The following is an 18,767-nucleotide window of genomic DNA, read 5'->3' on the forward strand; positions in this document are numbered from 1 at the left end:
CAGCGCAGAGCCGTCGGAGCCCGCACACGTGAGTCGCGGTGCTGACTTCTATCGCGCCTTGAACGCAGAGTGGATCTGCGACCAGATCAAGACGCCGCAAGGTGACATCGACGGCGGATTTCGCGATGCCTGGCGTACCGTCGAGGCCAATTTGTTGAGCGTCGTAGATGGCGAGTTGGCAGGTACGCATATCGCCGAGTTCTTTCGCGCTATGAATCGTGCGCCAGATCCTGTTCTGAGGCCCCTCACTACACTGCGGACCGAGCTGAACATCATCGAGCGTCTGAAGGCCATCACCGATTCGCCGGGGGTCTTGGCAGAGATGCACTGTCTAGGAGTAGTTGGACCGTTGGAACTTACGGTCCGATGGTCGGACACTGCAGGGCGGAATGAAATGATTGTAAAGCCGCGGCGGATGCCGAGGGTGCATGGTCACTACCGCGATTCGTCGATTCTCGCAGCGACAGCGGTCAGCGTCGAAGATGTGGATATCGTCGCCGCTGTTCTCGATGCACCTTGGGCTCACATCGATCGTTCTGCTGTCAAGTCGCTCCAGAGTACGCTCGGTAAGCTCAAAGAGTCATCCCCGCAATTTGATTGGAGTTCCTGGGTGCTCGCCCATGGTGTCGAGGATGACGATGCGATCCTCATCGAAGATGAGGACCTAGTTGTGGAATCCGTCTGGGCATGGCAGCGATGTGCGCCGAAGGAACTTCGGGCATGGCTCACTTGGCGACTGTTGACAACAAGATCGGATCAACTCGGCGAAGGTAAGCTCGAACGGCGTTGCCAAGCGATGCGGCTCACCGAGCGATTCTTCGGATCAGCGCTTGCTGACGCGTATGCGGCAGCGTATGGGTCCCCAATCGCGCGCCAAGAAGCGGCCGACCTGGCGGAACAGATCAGACACGCACTGGTCGAAGTCCTACACCATCTGCCGGTGCCGCGGCGTGTTGCTGACGGACTTGCCGGACGAGTCGCAGACGTCGCGATAGAGATCGCTCCCTTCGGAGACGGCGAGCAGATGACACAGGATGTCGATCTCGTCGGTGAACCCTTCGATATTCTCCGCGCCGCTCATAGGGATGAGATCGCGCAGGTACTGGGTCTACATCGTGAAAAGCGTAGGATTGATTGGGAACCAACCAGAGTCTATTCGGCGACAGGAATGTTTAATCATGCCAAGGCCGTTTTAAGAATACCCTTTGGTCTCTTGGATGTTCCCTTCTTTGACGTCCGTAAATCGCCGATCTGCAACTTGGCAACGCTGGGAACTATCATCGGGCATGAGCTAGCGCACGCCATCGATCTGTCAGTATGGGATAAGTTGTGGAACAGCGATAGTGACAGGATCGCCTCGACGCAATTGGGCGGAGGGGCACTATTCGGAGGGTTGATAGATCAAGCAAAGATTCGGGTGTTCGACCCGAACAACACGCTTGACTACGATATTGATCCACGGCTGGTGCTCAACGAGGTTTTTTGCGATCATCTCGGTGTGTGGTCTGCAGTGCATGTACTGCGTTCTAGAGAGGCGGAGTCCTGCGAGCTGGTTGAGTTCTTCGAACAGTGGGTTGTGATGATGCGCGAACACGCATCGACGGATGAGCGTGCACTGCGCCTCGCCGAGGATCCGCACCCGCCAGCGGAAGTTCGATGCAATTGGGTGTTGCGCAACACTGATGCATTCCATGACGCTACGGCGACCTCAACTCATGACCCTATGTGGCTTCCCTACGAGGCCAGGCTTTGTCGACTAGGTGATCAAGGTGGCGTGTGATGGTATCGGGTGCACAGCATTCGCCACGCGCGGCGTCAAGAAGCGCCGAGTCTTTCAACGATCTCATCTCATGCCCAGCTAGGTTGCGAAATCTGCTGGCTGGCAGCTGGGTGACTTCGGATACTGATGATGCGGCAAGTCTTTTCAGGGCGTGGGAAGAGAGTCGAAGATTCATCGCTGATGCTATAACCGGGCCTGGTCGAATCCTGGACTACGGGTGCGCCAATGGATTTCTCCTCCGATGTGTCTTGGAGTGGAGCGATCATCAACTTGAGCCATATGGCGTCGACATCGAAAGTGATCTCGTGCAGTCGGCACGGGATCTATTTCCGGAGTATACCGAGCGATTTGTCCTCGCTTCTAAGGATTCAGATCCGCGCGCTCTCTATAGGCTTCGGTTCGATCACGTGTACTGGGCGGTCGGGGATAATGTCGACTTTCGAGAGCCTCAGAATGTGCGCTGGTTTGAAGCGATTCTGAGTCTGGTAGCACGTGGCGGTTCATTGATACTCGGGTTCTACGGTGGCCGTGGACTGAATGCTCAGAAGGTAGATGCCCTGGCATCTGTAGGTGTTCCCATCGAATCGATCAGAGTGAACGCGTCGTCGCCCTCTCTGATGTTGGCGACGGTGGGTGTTTGACGGTCAGTAGCCCCACGGTGCGATGAATGACTTTCATCAGGCTCCGCCCAAGTCGTCCAGTGCGCGGACGATCCGCGACCGCGACACGAAATGGGTGGGGTTCCGGCGTTAGCGGAGCTCGCGGAGTCCGGCGTTCATTCGTCTGAGCGCGTCACCCGCTGTGATCGAGCGGCTGTACCGTGCCGCGACATCGCCGCCATTTCCCGTCGACACCCATTCGCACTGTGACTCGTTGCTTTGAGCGACCGCCACGGCATATCGAGCGAATGGTGAGACGATCCGCGCATCCTCCGGTTTGGTGATATCGATTCGGTAAGTGTGGATCTGGCCGTCCGGAGTCAGTACAACCTCATCGATTTGCTGCGAGTCTCCTGACCTCACCATTACCCGGTTGATACCGATTGGCCAGCCGGGAAGCGTAATCGGCACGGCAAACGTCTCAGTTAGCGTTTCAACGCGGCCCAGGAATCCTCGCCGTTGTACTTCCCGGCTCTCCCGCTTCTGCCCAATCACCGGCAGTGGGCGGCCTTGTGAACGTAAGCGACCGGCTGCCTGATCAGCGAGGGTAGTGAGCTCGCTTAGGCAGAGTTTGTCTGGTGTCACGGGCATATTGATTCTCAATCCTGGGCGCCGTCGATGATGATCTTCGCGATGTGCCATTCGATCTTGTGTGAGTTGTTGACCCAGTCGTTATAGGCGTATACACCCAATTCGCCGAAATATGTTGGCCAGACGAATGCCCATTCGGGCAGCCAACCTTGACGTGAAGTAATCGCGTCGGTGATGTCGGAACTGAGGATCTCCATGTCGGCGTTGTTGCGTCGCGCAAAGTCCTCGATATGTCCGTTGAACACGTTCGCGAGTTTGATGAACACTTCTTGCCCTGTGGTTTCGACATCTGCGGTCATCGCGATGATCCGCTTGACGGATTCGAGGTAGTCGAACTCGAGTGGGATCGCTTCGCGGTGCTGCATCTCGATGGGACCGGTCGTCCAGTCCCGGTCGCCAGGACCGGCTACGGTATCGATCTGCTTCACGAATTCGCAGACGTGCGTCCAACCGATGTCATCGAGGTCTGCCATGCCGCCACGTGCCGCCCATTCCTGGATCTTCATTTTCATGATGTTGATCATGAGCGTCTCGAGGGTGAGGGCGGTTGCGTCCCAGTGATGCACATCGAGGATCCTCGCGGCCACCTCTCGCCACTGCGTGTCGACGGCACTACCTTCGAGTTCGAGAGCGGCGTTGAGGCGCGCACGCATCTGATCGGAGTACGACTGCATCACGGAAACAAAGTTAGTGCCGAGTTCAGGCGGGATCGCCTCGGGAAGATAAGTTCCGATCGGGCGCCGCGGCACAACGGTCGCCGGGCTATTGGTGTTCGACGAGCCGCTGGTGCGGTCCAGGGACCAAAGGTCGTACCCACAATTGGTGCACTGCGCGACGAGGTTGCGATCTACGGTGGTCCCGCAAACACACGAGACCAGATTCGGGGAGCCGGATGCCGGACCCCGGGGGGTTACTGATGGCGTCTGCGGTGAACTAGGCGTCGGTGGCGAAGGCTGTGTACGAGCGGTGTTCGGAGTAGAGGTGTCGGGTTGACCTCGCCGCCTCCGGGGGTGCTCGTAGTTGATCCGCTTGGGGTGGGTGTAGTCAATGGGCATGCGTTACCAGCCTCGGCTGACATGGCGCGTCGAATGCAGGAGCATTTGCTGGTTCTCCGATGTGGAAGCGTCCGCACTTATCGGGACGCGCAGATGTTCAATCATAGGGTGTCGAGGCCGATTCGAGCCTGCATTGCTCATGTGTTTGCCGAATTCAACCGAACGGACGAACGACTACACCTCGCGAGCGGGCGTCTTCCGGGTTGTGCCTACCCGAGCCAGACGGCCCAGCTCTCGCCAGAGCGTTTGATTCTGGTCACCACCACCTCCTCAGGGATGCTCGGGAGATCGAACATCGCACGCGCCAGTGGATTAACGAGCATGGCTTCGACTACGTTGGCAACGCCTCGACCGCCAAAGTCGAGATTGCGGGTTGCGCCACTCTTCAGTGTGCGGAGCGCATCGTCGCCAATTCGGAGGTGGGCACCTGTTCTCTCCCGAACCCGCTTGGCGATATTGGCGACGAAAAGATCCACCAGATCATTGCTCACCGATTCGGATACAAAGTCAAAGACGACGATGTTCTCCCCGATCCGATTAAGAATCTCGGGCCTGCCCAATTCTAGTGTGAAGTGTTCAGCGACAGATTGTCGAATAGTCGATTCAACTTCGCGGTAAGAGGCGCCACGGGTAATCCGTGGAGTGCGTACACCGTCGGGTGTCACCATATACACACCCAAATTCGAGGTGAATACTATCATCGCCTCAGAGAAGTACACCGTGGATCCGTTGCCATCTGTGAGTCGGCCGTCTTCAAGTATCTGTAGGAACTTGTCAAGTATCTGAGGGTGGGCCTTCTCGACTTCATCGAACAAAATCAGCCGAAAGGGTTGCTGACGGACAGCATTGGTGAGTTCTCCACCGGCATTATGGCCGATGTAGCCGGGTGGAGCGCCGATCAGCCTGGCTTCCGCCCCCTCGTTGGAGAACTCACTCATGTCGAAGCGCAGGAAAGCATCCTTGCGCCCAAACACCAGTTCGGCGACGGACTTGGCTAACTCAGTCTTTCCCACGCCTGTTGGCCCAGCGAAAAACAGTACACCTTGTGGTCGGCCGGTTGAGCTAGCGGTTTGGGCGCCGGTCAGCCCCATTGTTGAACGAATGAGTATGTCGACTGTTTTGCGGACGGCGGCAGGTTGGCCGAGAACGTCGCGGCTCAAGGTGACTGCGGCGCTGCGGATTTTGGCTTTGAGTGCGGGATCGTGCCACGGATTATCCGGAATGCCAACGCGGAACGTGCGCACCGCGTCGTCGATATCGGTGCCCGATATTCCACGATCGATAGCTAAGCGATTAATTTCATTGATCGATCTGAGCGTGAGGCCACCGGTGAGTCCAGCGTAGCGGTCAACGAGTGATGCCGATGCCGAGTCCAGTGGTTCATTTGGAGGTTTGGGGTCGGCACCGGGAAGTGAGTTGATTAGCGACCGGATGAGGTTTCGGCGGTCACCGAGCGACGGCAACGGGATCGATATCACCCTGACGAGATCACTGCCGACAATCCAATGCGGCAGGTCGCCTTCGCGATCGACCATCCAAATGATCGCGTTGTACAAGGGGGTTCGGTGGGAACCAACCAGCAAGTGACGACGTGCCTTGAGCAAGACCTGTTCTGCAGCGACCATCAGCTCATGCAGTTCGCCGCCGTACGATTCCGAGTCGGCCCGTAACCGGGAAGCACCCTCTATGATCAGACAACAGGGGCTATCGGCAGTTGCCACCAGTCGTGTAAGGACTCGTAACTGTCTCGTCAACGACGCCTCGGAGCCGGCGACCTTCTCGGCGTCGCGGACCAACGTTGACCCGACGTTCGCTTGTTCGGCCAGGATGCCCAGTCCCTCGGAGGGATTAAACGTCACGACAGTCTGATGGCCGGCCGTCCTCAGTGTCTCCAGCAACGCGGACGTTGTGTTCAGACTCCAGAAGGGAGGTCCGTCAGCGCCTCGGTTGGGAACCAAAACCAGATCACGTAGGTTGCCTGTGAGGACCACTTGCGGATTCGCGGCGAGCGCGACATCTACCTCGCGAAGCCAAGTGGGCAATGAGGCATCGGAACTCGCCGAATCCATATGTCAATCCTCCATGTCATTGGTGCAATAGCCGCGCCGAGGAGTGCCTGACCAGGGTCGGCGTGCACTGCCGGGTTGCTATCACCCAGTCACGTTGAATGCTAACCGATTTGGGTGGAATCGACGGAGTAGGGTGAACCGAGCTGGCGGGACAGACTCGTCGAGTGTTGGGTGTGAACCACTCGCTGTGTCCGGTTGGCCTGAAGCAAAAATAAAGGTGCCGCACACCCAGAGAGTGTGCGGCACTTCTATTTTTGTGTGACGGAGTCAGACCGTCGAATCAGCCCTCGATGAACGTCTCGAGCTGCTGGCGCGCGACGTCGTCGGCGAGCTGCTCGGGCGGGCTCTTCATCAGGTAGGCCGAGGCGGGCAGGATCGGTCCGCCGATGCCGCGGTCCTTGGCGATCTTCGCGGCGCGCACGGCGTCGATGATGATGCCTGCCGAGTTGGGGGAGTCCCAGACCTCGAGCTTGTACTCCAGGTTGAGCGGCACGTCGCCGAAGGCGCGTCCCTCGAGGCGGACGTAGGCCCACTTGCGGTCGTCGAGCCATGCGACGTGGTCCGACGGTCCGATGTGGACGTTCTTGTCCTCGACCTTGCCGGCGAGCGAGCCGGTCAGGTTCGACGTGACGGCCTGGGTCTTGGAGACCTTCTTCGACTCGAGACGCTCACGCTCGAGCATGTTCTTGAAGTCCATGTTGCCGCCGACGTTGAGCTGGTAGGTGCGGTCGAGTGCCACGCCGCGATCCTCGAACAGCTTCGCCATCACGCGGTGGGTGATGGTCGCGCCGACCTGGCTCTTGATGTCGTCGCCGACGATCGGCACGCCTGCGGCGCGGAACTTCTCGGCCCACTCGGGGTCGGAGGCGATGAACACCGGCAGTGCGTTGACGAAGGCGACGCCCGCGTCGATCGCGCACTGTGCGTAGAACTTGTCAGCCTGCTCGGAGCCGACGGGGAGGTAGGAGACCAGGACGTCGACCTCGTTGTCCTTGAGGGTCTTCACGACGTCGACGCCGTCGCCGTCGGCCTCGGTGATGGTCTGCAGGTAGTACTTGCCGAGACCGTCGAGGGTGTGGCCGCGCTGCACGGTGACACCGGTCGGCGGGACGTCGGCGATCTTGATGGTGTTGTTCTCGCTCGCGAAGATCGCGTCGGAGAGGTCGAAGCCGACCTTCTTGGCGTCGACGTCGAACGCGGCGACGAACTCGACGTCGCGCACGTGGTACTGACCGAACTTGACGTGCATCAGACCGGGGACGGTCGCGTTCTCGTCGGCATCCTTGTAGTACTGAACGCCCTGGACCAAGGATGAAGCGCAGTTTCCTACGCCCACTATGGCCACGCGCACCTTATTGGGCTCACCCATGGTCGGGTTCTCCTTCTTTTTCTCTGGGACCGCGAACGTCGCTGGACCCTGGAACGTGGGTTACCGCCGGCGAGTTGTGTGTCACCGGGGCGGTGTCGAGCGCAGCCGATTCCGGCGGCTCGGGTGTTTCTTGTGTCCCGTCGCGACCCGGCTGTGGGGTCGCGTCCGGAAGTGTGTGTTCTGCGGCGATGAGCTCGTTGAGCCAGCGCACCTCGCGCTCGCTCGACTCGAGGCTCAGCTCGTGCAGTTGGCGGGTGTAGCGATCCGACGCACGCGTCGCGCGGGTGACGAGTTCGCGCAATCCCTCACGCCGTTCCTCGACCTGACGTCGACGCCCTTCGAGGATGCGCATCCGGGCCACCGCTGGGGTGCGGGAGAAAAAGGCCAGGTGGACGCCGAATCCGTCGTCGGTGTAGTTCTGCGGTCCGGTGTCGGCGACCAGCTCGTTGAAGCGGATGCGACCCTTCTCGGTCAGTTGGTACACACGTCGACCGCGACGCACCTTCATGCCCGCGGGCGTGCTCGCCTCGTCGATCAGGCCGTCCGCCTGCATCCTGCGCAGCGTCGGATACAGCGAGCCGTACGAGAACGCCCGGAATGCGCCCAACAACCCGGTGAGGCGTTTGCGCAGCTCATAGCCGTGCATGGGTGATTCGAGTAGCAATCCGAGAATGGCGAGCTCCAGCATGGTGCGCACCTCCTCGGTGATCTCGTGGCTGATCGCGCACGCAGAGGGTGTCCGATGGGACCACACGGCATGTCGCGTCGATGTGGTTTCCAATGTATCGCACCGATATAACTGTGTCGACGGGGGAGTGTCCACAACATGTCATGCCGGTGACCTGCGGGCGACGCGCGGGGTGGCGAGTGTTGACGCGGCGCGCGTCCGCGCAGACGTCCCAGAGCGTGACGACGTACGCTGAAACACGTGCGCCAGATCGTCGACTACGCCTTGCAGCGTCGGTCCCGACTGTCCGATGTCCACTCCGGCCGGACAGCCGTCGCCGACGTGTGCGACGCGAATCCCTACCTGTTGCGCGCCGCGAAGTTCCACGGGCGCCCGTCGTCGACGCTGTGCCCGATCTGCCGCAAGGAGCAGGTCACGCTGGTGTCCTGGGTGTTCGGCGACCGGCTCGGCCAGGTGTCGGGGTCGGCGCGTACCGCAGAAGAGATCGCCTCCCTCGACGCGACCGCCGAAGAATTCACCGTGCACGTCGTCGAGGTCTGCCGTACATGTAGCTGGAACCATCTGGTCCAGTCGTACGTTGCGGGTCTGCCGCCACGATCGACACGACGTCGTCGTCGGGTGGCCGAATAACGGTTGTTTCCACGTTCGTCGACGAGAGATACGACGCTCGTCGGCGTTCTGACTTTGTGGTGTGGGCCGCAGGTTTTTGCCGTGCCAGCGCCGCATACGTCACAGTGGAGTGGGCTCGATGCAATGGAGAAGTACTGTGAGGAGCGGTAAACCGACCATGGTGGCGGTTCTGACCTCGAACAACACGGCACAGGCACGCGTGAGCGCGACCTGGGTTGCGGTGCGGAAAGGTGATCGATGAGCGGGACGGAGTCGTCGCACGGCACGGGAAAACGGCCGACCCGATCGGCCAAGAACGATGCCGAGCAGACAACGCAGTCGCGGCATCGCGTGATCGCCTGGACGCTTGGCATTCTCGGTGGGTTGGTCCCCGCGGTGATCCTGATCGGCATTCTCGCCTTCGCGATCACCTACGCGACGGTGACGGTGCCCAGCCCCGGCGACATCAAGCAGAACCAGGTCGCCTTGATCACCGACTCGACGGGCAAGACGCTGGCCAAGGTCGTGCCGCCGGAGGGTAACCGCACCGACGTCAAGATCACCGACATCCCCAAGTCGATGCAAGACGCGGTGATCGCGGCGGAAGACCGCCAGTTCCGCAGCAACGAGGGCTTTTCGGTCACGGGCATCGGGCGCGCGGTGGTCGGTCGCTTCACCAACAACGCCGACGCCGGTGGTGGTTCGACCATCACGCAGCAGTACGTCAAGAACGCGCTCGTCGGCGATGAGCACAGCTATGAGCGCAAGTTCAAAGAGCTCGCGATCGCGACCAAGATGTCGGGACAGTGGTCCAAGGACGACATCATGGCCGCCTATCTCAACACTATCTACTTCGGGCGCGGCGCCTACGGTGTGTCCGCTGCCTCGCAGGCCTACTTCCGTAAGGACGTCAGCAAGCTGACCCCCGAGGAGTCCGCGGTGCTGGCAGCGGCGATCCGTTCGCCCTCCTACTACGACCCCGCCGTCGACAAGGTCGCTTCCGAGGGTCGCTGGAACTATGTGCTCGACGGCATGGTCCAGATCGGTTCGCTCAAGCAGTCCGAGCGGGCGTCGATGCAGTATCCGAAGGTCTACCCGCAGCCCGCGGCGGCCGTGGAGACGCCCGGCCCCAACGGCTTGATCAAGCGCCAGGTGATGGCCGAGCTGAACAAGCTGAACATCTCCGAGCAGCAGGTGCGGACCGAGGGCCTCAAGATCACCACCACGATCGATCCGAAGGCGCAGAACGCCGCTGTTCAGGCCGCGTGCCGCGAGAACAAGATCTACTCGTGCGACAACGGAGTGCTCAACGGCGAGCCCGACAAGATCCGCGACGCTGTCGTGTCGATCGACCCCAAGACCGGTGGAGTCCGGGGTTACTACGGTGGCGACGACGGCCAGGGTTGGGACTACGCGCAGGCTGGTCTGCAGACCGGATCGTCGTTCAAGGTGTTCGCGCTGATCGCGGCGCTGCAGCAGGGAATCCCGCTGTCCAAGGTGTACAGCTCCGCGCCCTACCAGACGTCGACGGGTCTGACCGTCGAGAACTCCGACGGTGAGAGCTGCGGGTCGTGCAACCTCGCGACCGCGATGAAGATGTCGCTCAACACCGTCTACTACCGCCTGATGATGGACCTCAACGGTCAGGCGCGCGCCGTCGCCGACGCCGCACACACGGCCGGGGTCGCCGAGTCGTTCGGCGACATCCAGAAGACCTTGCAGAACCCCAACGGTGAGGTCGAGGGCGGCGTCGTGCTCGGTCAGTACCCGTCGCGGGTCATCGACATGGCGTCGGCGTACGCAACGCTGGCGGCGTCGGGTGTCTATCGCGAGCCGTACATGGTGCAGAAGGTCGAGACCTCGACCGGTGAGGTGCTCTACGAGCATCAGCAGAACGACGGCAAGCGGGTCTTCCCTGCCAAGGTCGCCGACAACGTGACCTCGGCGCTCGAGCCGATCGCCGCGTACTCGAATGGCAATTCGCTCTCCGACGACACCTACGGTGCACGTCCGTCGGCGGCCAAGACCGGTACCGCGCAGCTCGGCGACACCGGGCAGAACAAGGACGCGTGGATGGTCGGCTACACGCCGCAGCTGTCCACGGCCGTCTGGGTCGGTACCGACAAGGGCACCGCGCTGACCAACTACGGCGGGTCGCCGGTGTACGGCAGCGGGCTTCCCGCCCAGATCTGGCGTAAGTCGATGAACAACGCCCTCGAGGGCGACCAGGTCGAGCAGTTCCCCGAGCCCGCGGCCATCGGTGGTCAGGCCGGTGCACCGACCGAAGCGCCGACCAGCACGTACAACCCTGACTACAACAACTCACCGCGAACGCGTACGCAGCGGGACAACACGCCGCAGATTCCGCAGATCCCGGGCAACGGTGGCGGCGGCGGAGGTGGCATCACCCTCGCTCCCGGCGTGACCATCCCGCTCCCGGGCAATCCGGAGCCGGGAAACGGCAACGGCACCACCGGTAACGGTGGTGCGGGAAACGGCGGTAACGGCGAGGGCGGTACCGGCACCGGCGGCACCGGCAATGAGGGCGGAGTCACCCCTGAGCCGCCGGTCGGCTGACCGTCGCTCGTCGTCGGGAAAGCACTTCGACGACGCCGCGTCAGCGCAGCCACAGCAGGGATCGATTCCTGACGGGGTGATCTCCGGCGGGGTGATGTCCGACGGTCAGATCGTGGGCGGGGTCGCCAGTCCGGTTGCCCTGTCCGACGACCTTCGGGTCGACGATGCGCGAGTGATTCCCAGCAGGACCGACGTCGTCGTGCGCGATGCGAGTCGCGTGATCGGCGGCCCATTGGGAGCGCACGGGGCAGTTGGCCGCAGTCGACGTTGGACACCGATCCGCGTGCTGTTCCTGCTTTCCCTGTGCGCGTTGGCGCTCAGTTGGTACGGCAAGGCGGGCTGCCTGCAGCAGGCTCCCGCGACGTCGGAGGCCAACGATGCCGGACATGCGATGCGGCTCGACTGGGATAACCAGCGTCAGTTCACCGATCTCTGCTACTCCGACGTGATCGCGCTCTACGGCGCCGAGCAACTGGACAAGGGCGCATTCCCCTACAAGGCCTCGTGGACTCAGCAGGACCAGAACGGCAACACCATCACGCGGTACATGGAGTACCCGGTGCTGACCGGCCTCTACATGTACGTCGCCGCGCAGGCTGCGCAGGGATGGCAGTGGTTGCACGATCACCTCGGGATACCGGGCGCGCTGAGCGTCGTGTTGTTCTTCGATCTCGTGGCGCTCGGTCTCGCATTATTCTGGCTCGTCGTCGTCTGGGCGACCGCCCTCACCGCCCGCTCGCGCATCTGGGCGGCATGGCTGGCTGCTCTCTCACCGCTTGTGATCGTCCACGCATTCACCAACTTCGACGCCATCGCAGTGGCGATGGTCGCGGTCGCGATCCTGGCGTGGGCACGTAATAAGCCGTGGCTGGCGGGGTTGTTCATCGGCCTCGGGGTCGCGTCGAAGTGGTATCCGATCCTGTTGTTGTTCGTCCTTCTCGTGCTGTGTCTCCGAGCCAGGCGGGGCAACGACTTCTTCGTCGCGGCGTCGGCGGCGGTACTGACGTGGGTCGTGGTGAATCTGCCGATCCTGCTGCTACATCCGCGCGGCTGGTACGAGTTCTTCCGCTATAACGGTCAGCGCGGCGCCGACTCCGACAGCCTCTTCCGCATCCTCGCGAAAGCGGCTGATTTCACATGGAACATCACGCTGCTGAATGCGGTCAGCCTCGGCCTGCTGGTCCTGATCGCCTGCGGGATCGGCTACCTGGCACTGCGCGTGCCGACCCGACCGCGCCTCGCGCAGTTGGCGTTTCTCATGGTCGCCGGCTTCCTGCTGGTGAACAAAGTCTGGAGTCCGCAGTACTCGCTGTGGCTTGTGCCGCTCGCGGTACTGGCCATTCCACATACGCGACTGCTGATGACGTGGATGGTGATCGACGCCCTGGTGTGGATTCCGCGGATGTCGCTGTTCCTCGATCCGTCGCGCCGCTGGCTCCCTGAGGGGTGGTTCACCCTGGTTGTAGTCCTTCGCGCGCTCATGGTGGTCGCGCTGTGCGTCGTCGTGATCTGGCAGATCTACCACCCCGAGGACGACCTGGTGCGTCGAGATCGACGCGGTAGACCGCTCGACGATCCGGCGGGCGGACCACTCGACGGAGCTGCCGGCGGGTATCCGACGGCCGATCCGGCTCGGCTTGGTGCGATGCCAGAAACTTTCGGTGGAACCGGCAGGCGGGTTTCGACGTCCCAGGGTGCATGACAACATCCGATCTCGCAGCTCCCACAGAACTCGTCGAATGGGCTGGGTGAGCCAAGCTACCTGCGTCACGACGAGTTCGGACGATACCGCGACGGACGGATCGGGATGTCCTATCCGTGACGTGAGATGCGCTGCAGCAGAGCATCTCTCGCTGCCGGCCAGCCGTCGTCGGTCATGGCGTACTGCGCGGTGGTGCGCCACCCGTCGGCCCAGCGTCGGTGTTTGCGGAGAAGTCCCTCGAACTGTGCGCCGAGTTTCGCGATCGCTGCCCTCGACTGCGCGTTGTTCTCGTGCGTGTGCCACACGACGCGCACGGCGCCGCAGTCATCGAAGGCGTGATGCAGCAGAAGGTATTTCGCGGTCGGATTGACCGCAGTGCCCTGCGCCGTGTCGGCGTAGAAGGTGTACCCGATCGCGACGGAGAGGTTGGCGTGGTCGATGTCGTAGTAGCTCGTCGAGCCGACAAGGCGTCCGTCGCTGTTGTCGACGACCGCGTAGGCGATGCGCGCGTCGTCGGCGTGTGCTGCGGCGATGTACTCGCGTGCCGACTGTTCGTCGCGTGGCACTGATGTCCAGGCGAAGCGTTGCGGATCGTCGACGACCCGCGCGAGTGCGGGAGCGTCGTCGAAGGTCAAGGGCCGCAGTGTGACCCGCTCGCCGACGAGCGGGGCGTCGCCAAGCCATTCGTTCATGTCGACTCCTCTACGACGACGTCGCGAGCACGGGTTCGGGGTCGTCGGACGGACGTGGGCGAGGAGCGACCATGGTGGCCAACGGTTCTCGCAGTGGGGCACGGACGAACGCGAAGATCAGGTACAGGTGGATCGTGGCGGTCACCCAGACACCGATGTTCACGCCCGCCATCACCCACCACTGCATCGGCGCGTGCGCCGTGTAGATGCCGAACAAGCGGAAGATGGTGGTGTCCAACAGGAAGTCGGCGATGAGGTAGGCGATGATGATCGGCCACCGCGTCTTGAGCAGCACGAAGAACGGGAGAATCCACAGCGTGTACTGCGGTGAGTGGACCTTGTGGAACAACATGAATCCGGCGAGCATTGCGCCCGAGACGCCGATCCACGGATAGGTGCCCGACTGCAGGTACACGCGCCAGCCCAGATAGACCGCGAGCGCGAAGGCGCACAGGATCAGCAGCGGAGACAGCATGCCGACAAGTGAGTTGTACGTGTCGGTCTGGCCGCCGGTGAAATGTCGAAGTCCCCAGTACCAGATGGAGTTGGTGTCGACGTCGGACTTCCGCTTGCCCTGGAACGAGAGTGCAGCCTTCCAGCCCTTGAAGCCGACGATCATGAACGGCAACTGGATCGCGATCACGGTCACGGCCGCCGCCGCGGCCGTCATGATCGCGCCGGTCCAGTCGAGATCCTCGGTTCGACGCCGCGCGTCGATCATGCTGCCGGCGCCGCGCGTCAGCACGTACAAGGCGAGCGGCAGCGCGAAGAAACCCGGGTAGAGCTTGAGGCAGAAGCCGATTCCCAACAGCACCGCAGCGAGCATCGCCGATGTTCGTAGTGAGAGTCGACGGTCGCCGGTTCGCGGATTGGTCGACGCACCCCAGGCCATCACCGCGACGGCACCGACCGCTGTCGCGACGACGGGCAGCTCCCAGTTGTGGAAGGCGTAGAGCACGAGCGGCGGGGTTGCGGCCCACAGGAGAACCCACCACCGAGTCATCAGCGCCAGCATGATGGTGATCGCGAAGGCGAACGGAGCGAGCAACAGCGCGGAATGCTGGAAGAACTCGGTGTCGGTGTGTGCGCCGATCGCGCCGAGGTACATCAACATGCCGGACAGCACCGGGTACTCGACAACGCCGCCGAACAGGTGACCGTTGGGCCCGATCCCGCCGTGGATGTACGGGAAGATGTGATTGTTGATGTCGCGCCCGACCCACAGGTACATCAGGTCGGAATAGCAGGGGACAACCGCGTCGACGTCGCCGACGGGGAAGTGATGCGACCGACCGTCGGGAAAGAACGGCTCGCCGCCGCACTTCACCTTGATGACATAGGACCAGTACAGAGCCACCGATGTGAGAAGCAGCGAGACCAGAACGATCAACGCTGTCTCGCCGCGACGAGACAGCGTGTACTGCCCAAAGCCCATGGTTGGAGAGAAGCGGAGCGCGGGCATGGCCTACAGGGTAGGAGATCGATGCCGGGTGGGCTGCGTCACCTACCACTGTGGACGAGTGCTCGGCTATGCGAAACGTGCTCGCGCGGCGTCGGTCGCGGGGCTGAATACATTGACCAGGTTGCCGTCGGGATCGCGGAACAGCAGTGAGCGATTACCCCACGGCATCGTCGTCGGCTCGTTCACGAATTCGGCAACGACCTCCCGCAGCGTCGCATACACGGCGTCGACGTCGTCGACGAGGAAGTCGAACGTGACTGACCGATTGGCCCGGGACTCGAGTGCATTCTCGCCGAGAAGTCCGATGGTCTGCGAGCTGGCGATCGCCAGGGTGCCGGTCGACGTCTCGAGTTCGGCGAACAGTGGATGGACGCGGCGCGCGGACAGTCCGGTGATCTTTTCGTAGAACTCGACGAGGCCGTCGACGTCGTCGGTGATGACACGGGTGGCTGCCAGTTTCATGGTGGTGTCCTTTTCGGTTGAGGTCTGCGGTGGTGATCGACGATCACCGAAGGCAACGCTATGAGCGATACCGGACAGAATCAGCCCGGTTTCAGTGGCAGAATCGGTCGCATGACGGCGCCCGTGTCCCGCGTGCTGCAGCTACTCGAGTTGCTGCAATCGACCGGCCTGCGCACGGTCGGCGAGCTCTCCGATCGGCTCGGCGTCGATGAGCGGACCGTCCGCCGTTACGTGCAGCAGCTACGCGACCTCGACATTCCGGTCGAATCGATGCGTGGACGTCACGGCGGATACAGGATGTCACCCGGCTATCGCATGCCGCCGCTGATGCTTTCCGACGACGAGGCGGTCGCAGCGACGGTCGGGTTGCTGCGCGCACAATCGCAGGACGGATGGTCGGACACCGCTGCGCAGACGGCGTTGTCCAAGATCCGACGTGCCCTCCCACGTCGCGCTGCCGCGCGGGTCGACGCGCTCCTCACGACTGCGAGCTTCGACGTGCGCCGTCGATCCGACGCCGCCGACGCCGAGGTGCTGTTGACGGTTGCCGACGCGGTAGCCCATCGTCGACCGTTATTGATGACGTACCGAAGCGGCTCGAAGCCAGCAGCTGTGACCGCACAGCGCACGATGCATCCGTATCACCTCGTGTCGCACGCAGGCCGCTGGTACGTGGTGGGCCTCGACCTCCGTCACGGCGACGAGCGCACCTTCCGTCTCGACCGGGTACAGGCAATCCGCACGTTGCCCGGCGAATTCACCTCGCGATCCCATCGCAGCGAGGATGGTCCGCCCGATCTGACGCGCCGTTTCGCCACCGCCGAGCGTGTCTGGCAGGTGTCGGTGCGCGTTGCGGCGCAGGAGGACGTGATTCGCGCTCATCTGCCGCCGAGTATTGCCGTGCTGGAACGGCTTTCGAGGACCGACGATGACGAAACCTGGTGGCGCGCGTCCATCTCGGCCGAGCGCCTCGACTGGATTCCCGGGGTGCTCGTGGGGCTCGGATGCGCCTTCGTGATCGAGTCGCCTGAGGAGTTGCGCAGGGTTGTCGACAACGCGGCTGAGCGACTGCGTGAGTCGGCGCGACGCTGATTTCGCTGGTCAGGGGTGTCCCGTGTATGGTGGAGCGGTTGCCGACGCAGGCGACCCTCCTGCCACGGACAGTCCGTGGCCGATGAGCCCATAGGAGGTGATGTGGTCTTATGCGTCACTACGAATTGATGGTCATTCTCGATCCGAATCTGGACGAGCGCACCGTCGCCCCTTCACTCGATACTTTCCTCAACGTTGTCCGTAACGACGGCGGCAAGGTGGATAACGTCGACATCTGGGGCAAGCGCCGACTCGCGTACGAGATCTTGAAGCACAGCGAAGGCATTTACGCCGTCATCGATCTCAACGCCGAGCCCAAGACGGTCAGCGAGCTCGATCGTCAGCTGAAGCTCAACGAGTCGGTTCTGCGCACGAAGGTTCTGCGCAAGTAACCCACAGATCCCTGATCGACCGAACGAATCCATCGATCTCGTCGGTGTCGACACCTAGGGTTGAACTCAACTCGCGGTGCACATCGATTTCGACGAGTGCCCACACGTAGACCTAAGGGGAAACACATGGCAGGCGACACGGTCATCACAGTCATCGGCAACCTCACGGCTGATCCGGAACTCCGGTTCACCCCGTCGGGTGCGGCGGTGGCCAACTTCACGGTGGCGTCGACGCCGCGCACATTCGATCGTCAGACGAACGAGTGGAAGGACGGCGAAGCGCTGTTCCTGCGCTGCAACATCTGGCGTGAGGCCGCGGAGAACGTGACCGAGAGTCTGACCAAGGGATCCCGGGTCATCGTGCAGGGCCGTCTCAAGCAGCGGTCGTACGAAACCCGCGAGGGTGAGAAGCGCACTGTTGTTGAGCTGGAGGTCGACGAGATCGGCCCATCGCTGCGATACGCCACCGCGAAGGTCAACAAGGCCTCGCGCGGTGGGGGCGGCGGCGGAGGCTTCGGCTCGTCCGGCGGCGGAAGCCGCGGCGGCGGGTCGGGCTCGGGCCAGCAGGTTGCCGACGACCCGTGGGGCAGTGCACCCGCGAGCAGCGGCGGAAACTTCGGCGGCGGGGACGACGAACCCCCCTTCTGAACCGCGACGACGCCCCTCATGTGAAAGAGGCGTCCTCGCAACAACTTTGGAGTAAGTACACATGGCAAAAGCTAAGAGCACCCGGAAGGTGCGCGTCGAGAAGGTCACCAAGACCAAGGCGTGCTCCTTCTGCAAAGACAAGAAGGCCGACATCGACTACAAGGACACCGCGCTGCTGCGTCGTTTCCTGTCAGATCGCGGCAAGATCCGGTCGCGTCGCGTGACCGGCAACTGCGTCCAGCATCAGCGCGACGTCGCTGTGGCCGTCAAGAACTCGCGTGAGGTGGCACTACTGCCCTTCACCTCGACCGCCCGATAAGCCGGAAGGGGATAACGACATGAAACTCATCCTCACCGCTGCCGTGGAGAACCTCGGCGAAGCAGGCGACACTGTCGAGGTCAAGGACGGCTACGGCCGCAACTTCCTGCTGCCCCGCGGCCTGGCCATCAAGGCCACCCGTGGTGCCGAGAAGCAGGTCGAGACCATTCGACGCTCGCAGGAGGCCCGCGAGGTCCGTGGCGTCGAGCACGCCAACGAGCTCAAGCAGGCGCTCGAGAACCTGTCGAGCATCAGCCTCACGGTCAAGACGCACGATTCGGGCAAGCTGTTCGGCTCGGTCACCGCTGGCGATGTCGCCGGCGCGATCAAGTCCGCAGGTGGCCCCGCAGTCGACAAGCGCAGCGTCGAACTGCCCAAGGGACACATCAAGTCGACCGGCACCTTCCCGGTCGTCGTGAACCTGCACCCCGACGTCACCGCGACCGTTCAGGTCGACGTCGTCGCTGCTTGATTTACCCGCTGCCTGATACGCAGTAGCTGTACACCGGTCGAGAGCCGGGCGGGCGAGGGGAGGCCCCGCGCGCGGGGGGGGGGATGGGGTTGTGGTTTTAATGGTTATTTAAGCGCCACCCGGGTTAAG

General features: G+C 62.4%; 16 protein-coding genes. 9 read left to right on the forward strand and 7 right to left on the reverse strand.

The features are described 5' to 3' along the window. Positions 1-58: 58 nt before the first annotated feature. The gene (locus A5766_RS21435) at positions 59-1,780 is read left to right on the forward strand and encodes a M13-type metalloendopeptidase (RefSeq protein WP_197501577.1); all 1,722 of its coding nucleotides are present in this window, start codon (positions 59-61) and stop codon (positions 1,778-1,780) included. A gap of 1,258 nt (positions 1,781-3,038) precedes the next feature. Here A5766_RS21435 and A5766_RS21450 read toward each other — a convergent pair. The 4 genes from A5766_RS21450 to A5766_RS21465 form a co-directional block, all read right to left on the reverse strand. Then, a complete protein-coding gene (locus tag A5766_RS21450; RefSeq protein ID WP_064906348.1) occupies positions 3,039-3,704 on the reverse strand; it encodes a hypothetical protein in 666 nt (221 codons plus the stop codon). Between the two features lie 590 nt (positions 3,705-4,294). Beyond that, positions 4,295-6,154: an AAA family ATPase gene (locus A5766_RS21455; RefSeq protein ID WP_064906336.1), complete on the reverse strand. Its 1,860-nt coding sequence runs from the start codon at positions 6,152-6,154 to the stop codon at positions 4,295-4,297. A 280-nt stretch (positions 6,155-6,434) separates the two neighbouring features. After that, positions 6,435-7,523, reverse strand: coding sequence for an inositol-3-phosphate synthase (locus tag A5766_RS21460; RefSeq protein ID WP_005202415.1), 1,089 nt, complete (start codon positions 7,521-7,523; stop codon positions 6,435-6,437). Next, positions 7,516-8,211, reverse strand: coding sequence for a PadR family transcriptional regulator (locus A5766_RS21465; RefSeq protein WP_005202413.1), 696 nt, complete (start codon positions 8,209-8,211; stop codon positions 7,516-7,518). Before A5766_RS21465 ends, A5766_RS21460 begins: the two co-directional genes overlap by 8 nt. 231 nt (positions 8,212-8,442) lie before the next feature. On the opposite strand from A5766_RS21465, the gene A5766_RS21470 reads away from it, so the two are divergent. The 3 genes from A5766_RS21470 to A5766_RS21480 all read left to right on the forward strand — a co-directional run bounded on the left by A5766_RS21470 (position 8,443) and on the right by A5766_RS21480 (position 13,099). After that, positions 8,443-8,841, forward strand: coding sequence for a DUF5318 family protein (locus tag A5766_RS21470; RefSeq protein ID WP_039854392.1), 399 nt, complete (start codon positions 8,443-8,445; stop codon positions 8,839-8,841). A 237-nt stretch (positions 8,842-9,078) separates the two neighbouring features. Then, positions 9,079-11,397: a transglycosylase domain-containing protein gene (locus A5766_RS21475; protein WP_064906338.1), complete on the forward strand. Its 2,319-nt coding sequence runs from the start codon at positions 9,079-9,081 to the stop codon at positions 11,395-11,397. Between the two features lie 94 nt (positions 11,398-11,491). Then, positions 11,492-13,099 (forward strand): glycosyltransferase family 87 protein, encoded by a 1,608-nt coding sequence (locus tag A5766_RS21480; protein WP_231894767.1) that lies wholly within the window; start codon positions 11,492-11,494, stop codon positions 13,097-13,099. A gap of 110 nt (positions 13,100-13,209) precedes the next feature. Here the strand turns inward: A5766_RS21480 and A5766_RS21485 are convergent, their stop codons facing one another. From A5766_RS21485 to A5766_RS21495, 3 genes are all read right to left on the reverse strand, one after another. Then, a complete protein-coding gene (locus tag A5766_RS21485; protein ID WP_064906340.1) occupies positions 13,210-13,791 on the reverse strand; it encodes a GNAT family N-acetyltransferase in 582 nt (193 codons plus the stop codon). A gap of 10 nt (positions 13,792-13,801) precedes the next feature. Then, a complete protein-coding gene (locus A5766_RS21490) occupies positions 13,802-15,253 on the reverse strand; it encodes a hypothetical protein (protein ID WP_064906344.1) in 1,452 nt (483 codons plus the stop codon). Between the two features lie 66 nt (positions 15,254-15,319). After that, a complete protein-coding gene (locus A5766_RS21495) occupies positions 15,320-15,715 on the reverse strand; it encodes a VOC family protein (RefSeq protein WP_064864675.1) in 396 nt (131 codons plus the stop codon). A gap of 111 nt (positions 15,716-15,826) precedes the next feature. On the opposite strand from A5766_RS21495, the gene A5766_RS21500 reads away from it, so the two are divergent. The 5 genes from A5766_RS21500 (at position 15,827) to rplI (ending at position 18,638) form a co-directional block, all read left to right on the forward strand. After that, positions 15,827-16,807, forward strand: coding sequence for a helix-turn-helix transcriptional regulator (locus A5766_RS21500; protein WP_064906352.1), 981 nt, complete (start codon positions 15,827-15,829; stop codon positions 16,805-16,807). A 110-nt stretch (positions 16,808-16,917) separates the two neighbouring features. Then, positions 16,918-17,199, forward strand: coding sequence for a 30S ribosomal protein S6 (gene rpsF, locus A5766_RS21505; protein ID WP_005202393.1), 282 nt, complete (start codon positions 16,918-16,920; stop codon positions 17,197-17,199). Positions 17,200-17,325: 126 nt separating this feature from the next. Further along, positions 17,326-17,847, forward strand: a complete 522-nt coding sequence (locus tag A5766_RS21510; RefSeq protein WP_005202391.1) for a single-stranded DNA-binding protein — start codon at positions 17,326-17,328, stop codon at positions 17,845-17,847. A gap of 61 nt (positions 17,848-17,908) precedes the next feature. After that, positions 17,909-18,166 carry a 30S ribosomal protein S18 gene (gene rpsR, locus A5766_RS21515; RefSeq protein WP_005177187.1) on the forward strand — a complete coding sequence of 86 codons (258 nt, stop codon included), beginning with the start codon at positions 17,909-17,911 and terminating at the stop codon, positions 18,164-18,166. A gap of 19 nt (positions 18,167-18,185) precedes the next feature. Further along, positions 18,186-18,638 (forward strand): 50S ribosomal protein L9, encoded by a 453-nt coding sequence (gene rplI, locus A5766_RS21520; protein WP_005202389.1) that lies wholly within the window; start codon positions 18,186-18,188, stop codon positions 18,636-18,638. Positions 18,639-18,767 lie beyond the last annotated feature (129 nt).

It is taken from the genome of Gordonia sp. 852002-51296_SCH5728562-b (assembly GCF_001665475.1).
In the GTDB taxonomy this organism is placed as follows: Bacteria; Actinomycetota; Actinomycetes; order Mycobacteriales; family Mycobacteriaceae; genus Gordonia; species Gordonia sputi.

Bases quoted from the DNA above. Each gene is read 5' to 3' on its own strand.
- A5766_RS21485 (WP_064906340.1), bottom strand. From the start codon at position 13,791: ATGAACGAATGGCTTGGCGACGCCCCGCTCGTCGGCGAGCGGGTCACA.
- A5766_RS21460 (WP_005202415.1), bottom strand. From the start codon at position 7,523: ATGGGTGAGCCCAATAAGGTGCGCGTGGCCATAGTGGGCGTAGGAAAC.
- rpsF (WP_005202393.1), top strand. From the start codon at position 16,918: ATGCGTCACTACGAATTGATGGTCATTCTCGATCCGAATCTGGACGAG.
- A5766_RS21490 (WP_064906344.1), bottom strand. From the start codon at position 15,253: ATGCCCGCGCTCCGCTTCTCTCCAACCATGGGCTTTGGGCAGTACACG.
- A5766_RS21465 (WP_005202413.1), bottom strand. From the start codon at position 8,211: ATGCTGGAGCTCGCCATTCTCGGATTGCTACTCGAATCACCCATGCAC.
- rplI (WP_005202389.1), top strand. From the start codon at position 18,186: ATGAAACTCATCCTCACCGCTGCCGTGGAGAACCTCGGCGAAGCAGGC.
- A5766_RS21510 (WP_005202391.1), top strand. From the start codon at position 17,326: ATGGCAGGCGACACGGTCATCACAGTCATCGGCAACCTCACGGCTGAT.
- A5766_RS21455 (WP_064906336.1), bottom strand. From the start codon at position 6,154: ATGGATTCGGCGAGTTCCGATGCCTCATTGCCCACTTGGCTTCGCGAG.
- A5766_RS21500 (WP_064906352.1), top strand. From the start codon at position 15,827: ATGACGGCGCCCGTGTCCCGCGTGCTGCAGCTACTCGAGTTGCTGCAA.
- A5766_RS21495 (WP_064864675.1), bottom strand. From the start codon at position 15,715: ATGAAACTGGCAGCCACCCGTGTCATCACCGACGACGTCGACGGCCTC.
- A5766_RS21480 (WP_231894767.1), top strand. From the start codon at position 11,492: ATGTCCGACGGTCAGATCGTGGGCGGGGTCGCCAGTCCGGTTGCCCTG.
- A5766_RS21475 (WP_064906338.1), top strand. From the start codon at position 9,079: ATGAGCGGGACGGAGTCGTCGCACGGCACGGGAAAACGGCCGACCCGA.
- rpsR (WP_005177187.1), top strand. From the start codon at position 17,909: ATGGCAAAAGCTAAGAGCACCCGGAAGGTGCGCGTCGAGAAGGTCACC.
- A5766_RS21450 (WP_064906348.1), bottom strand. From the start codon at position 3,704: ATGCAGTCGTACTCCGATCAGATGCGTGCGCGCCTCAACGCCGCTCTC.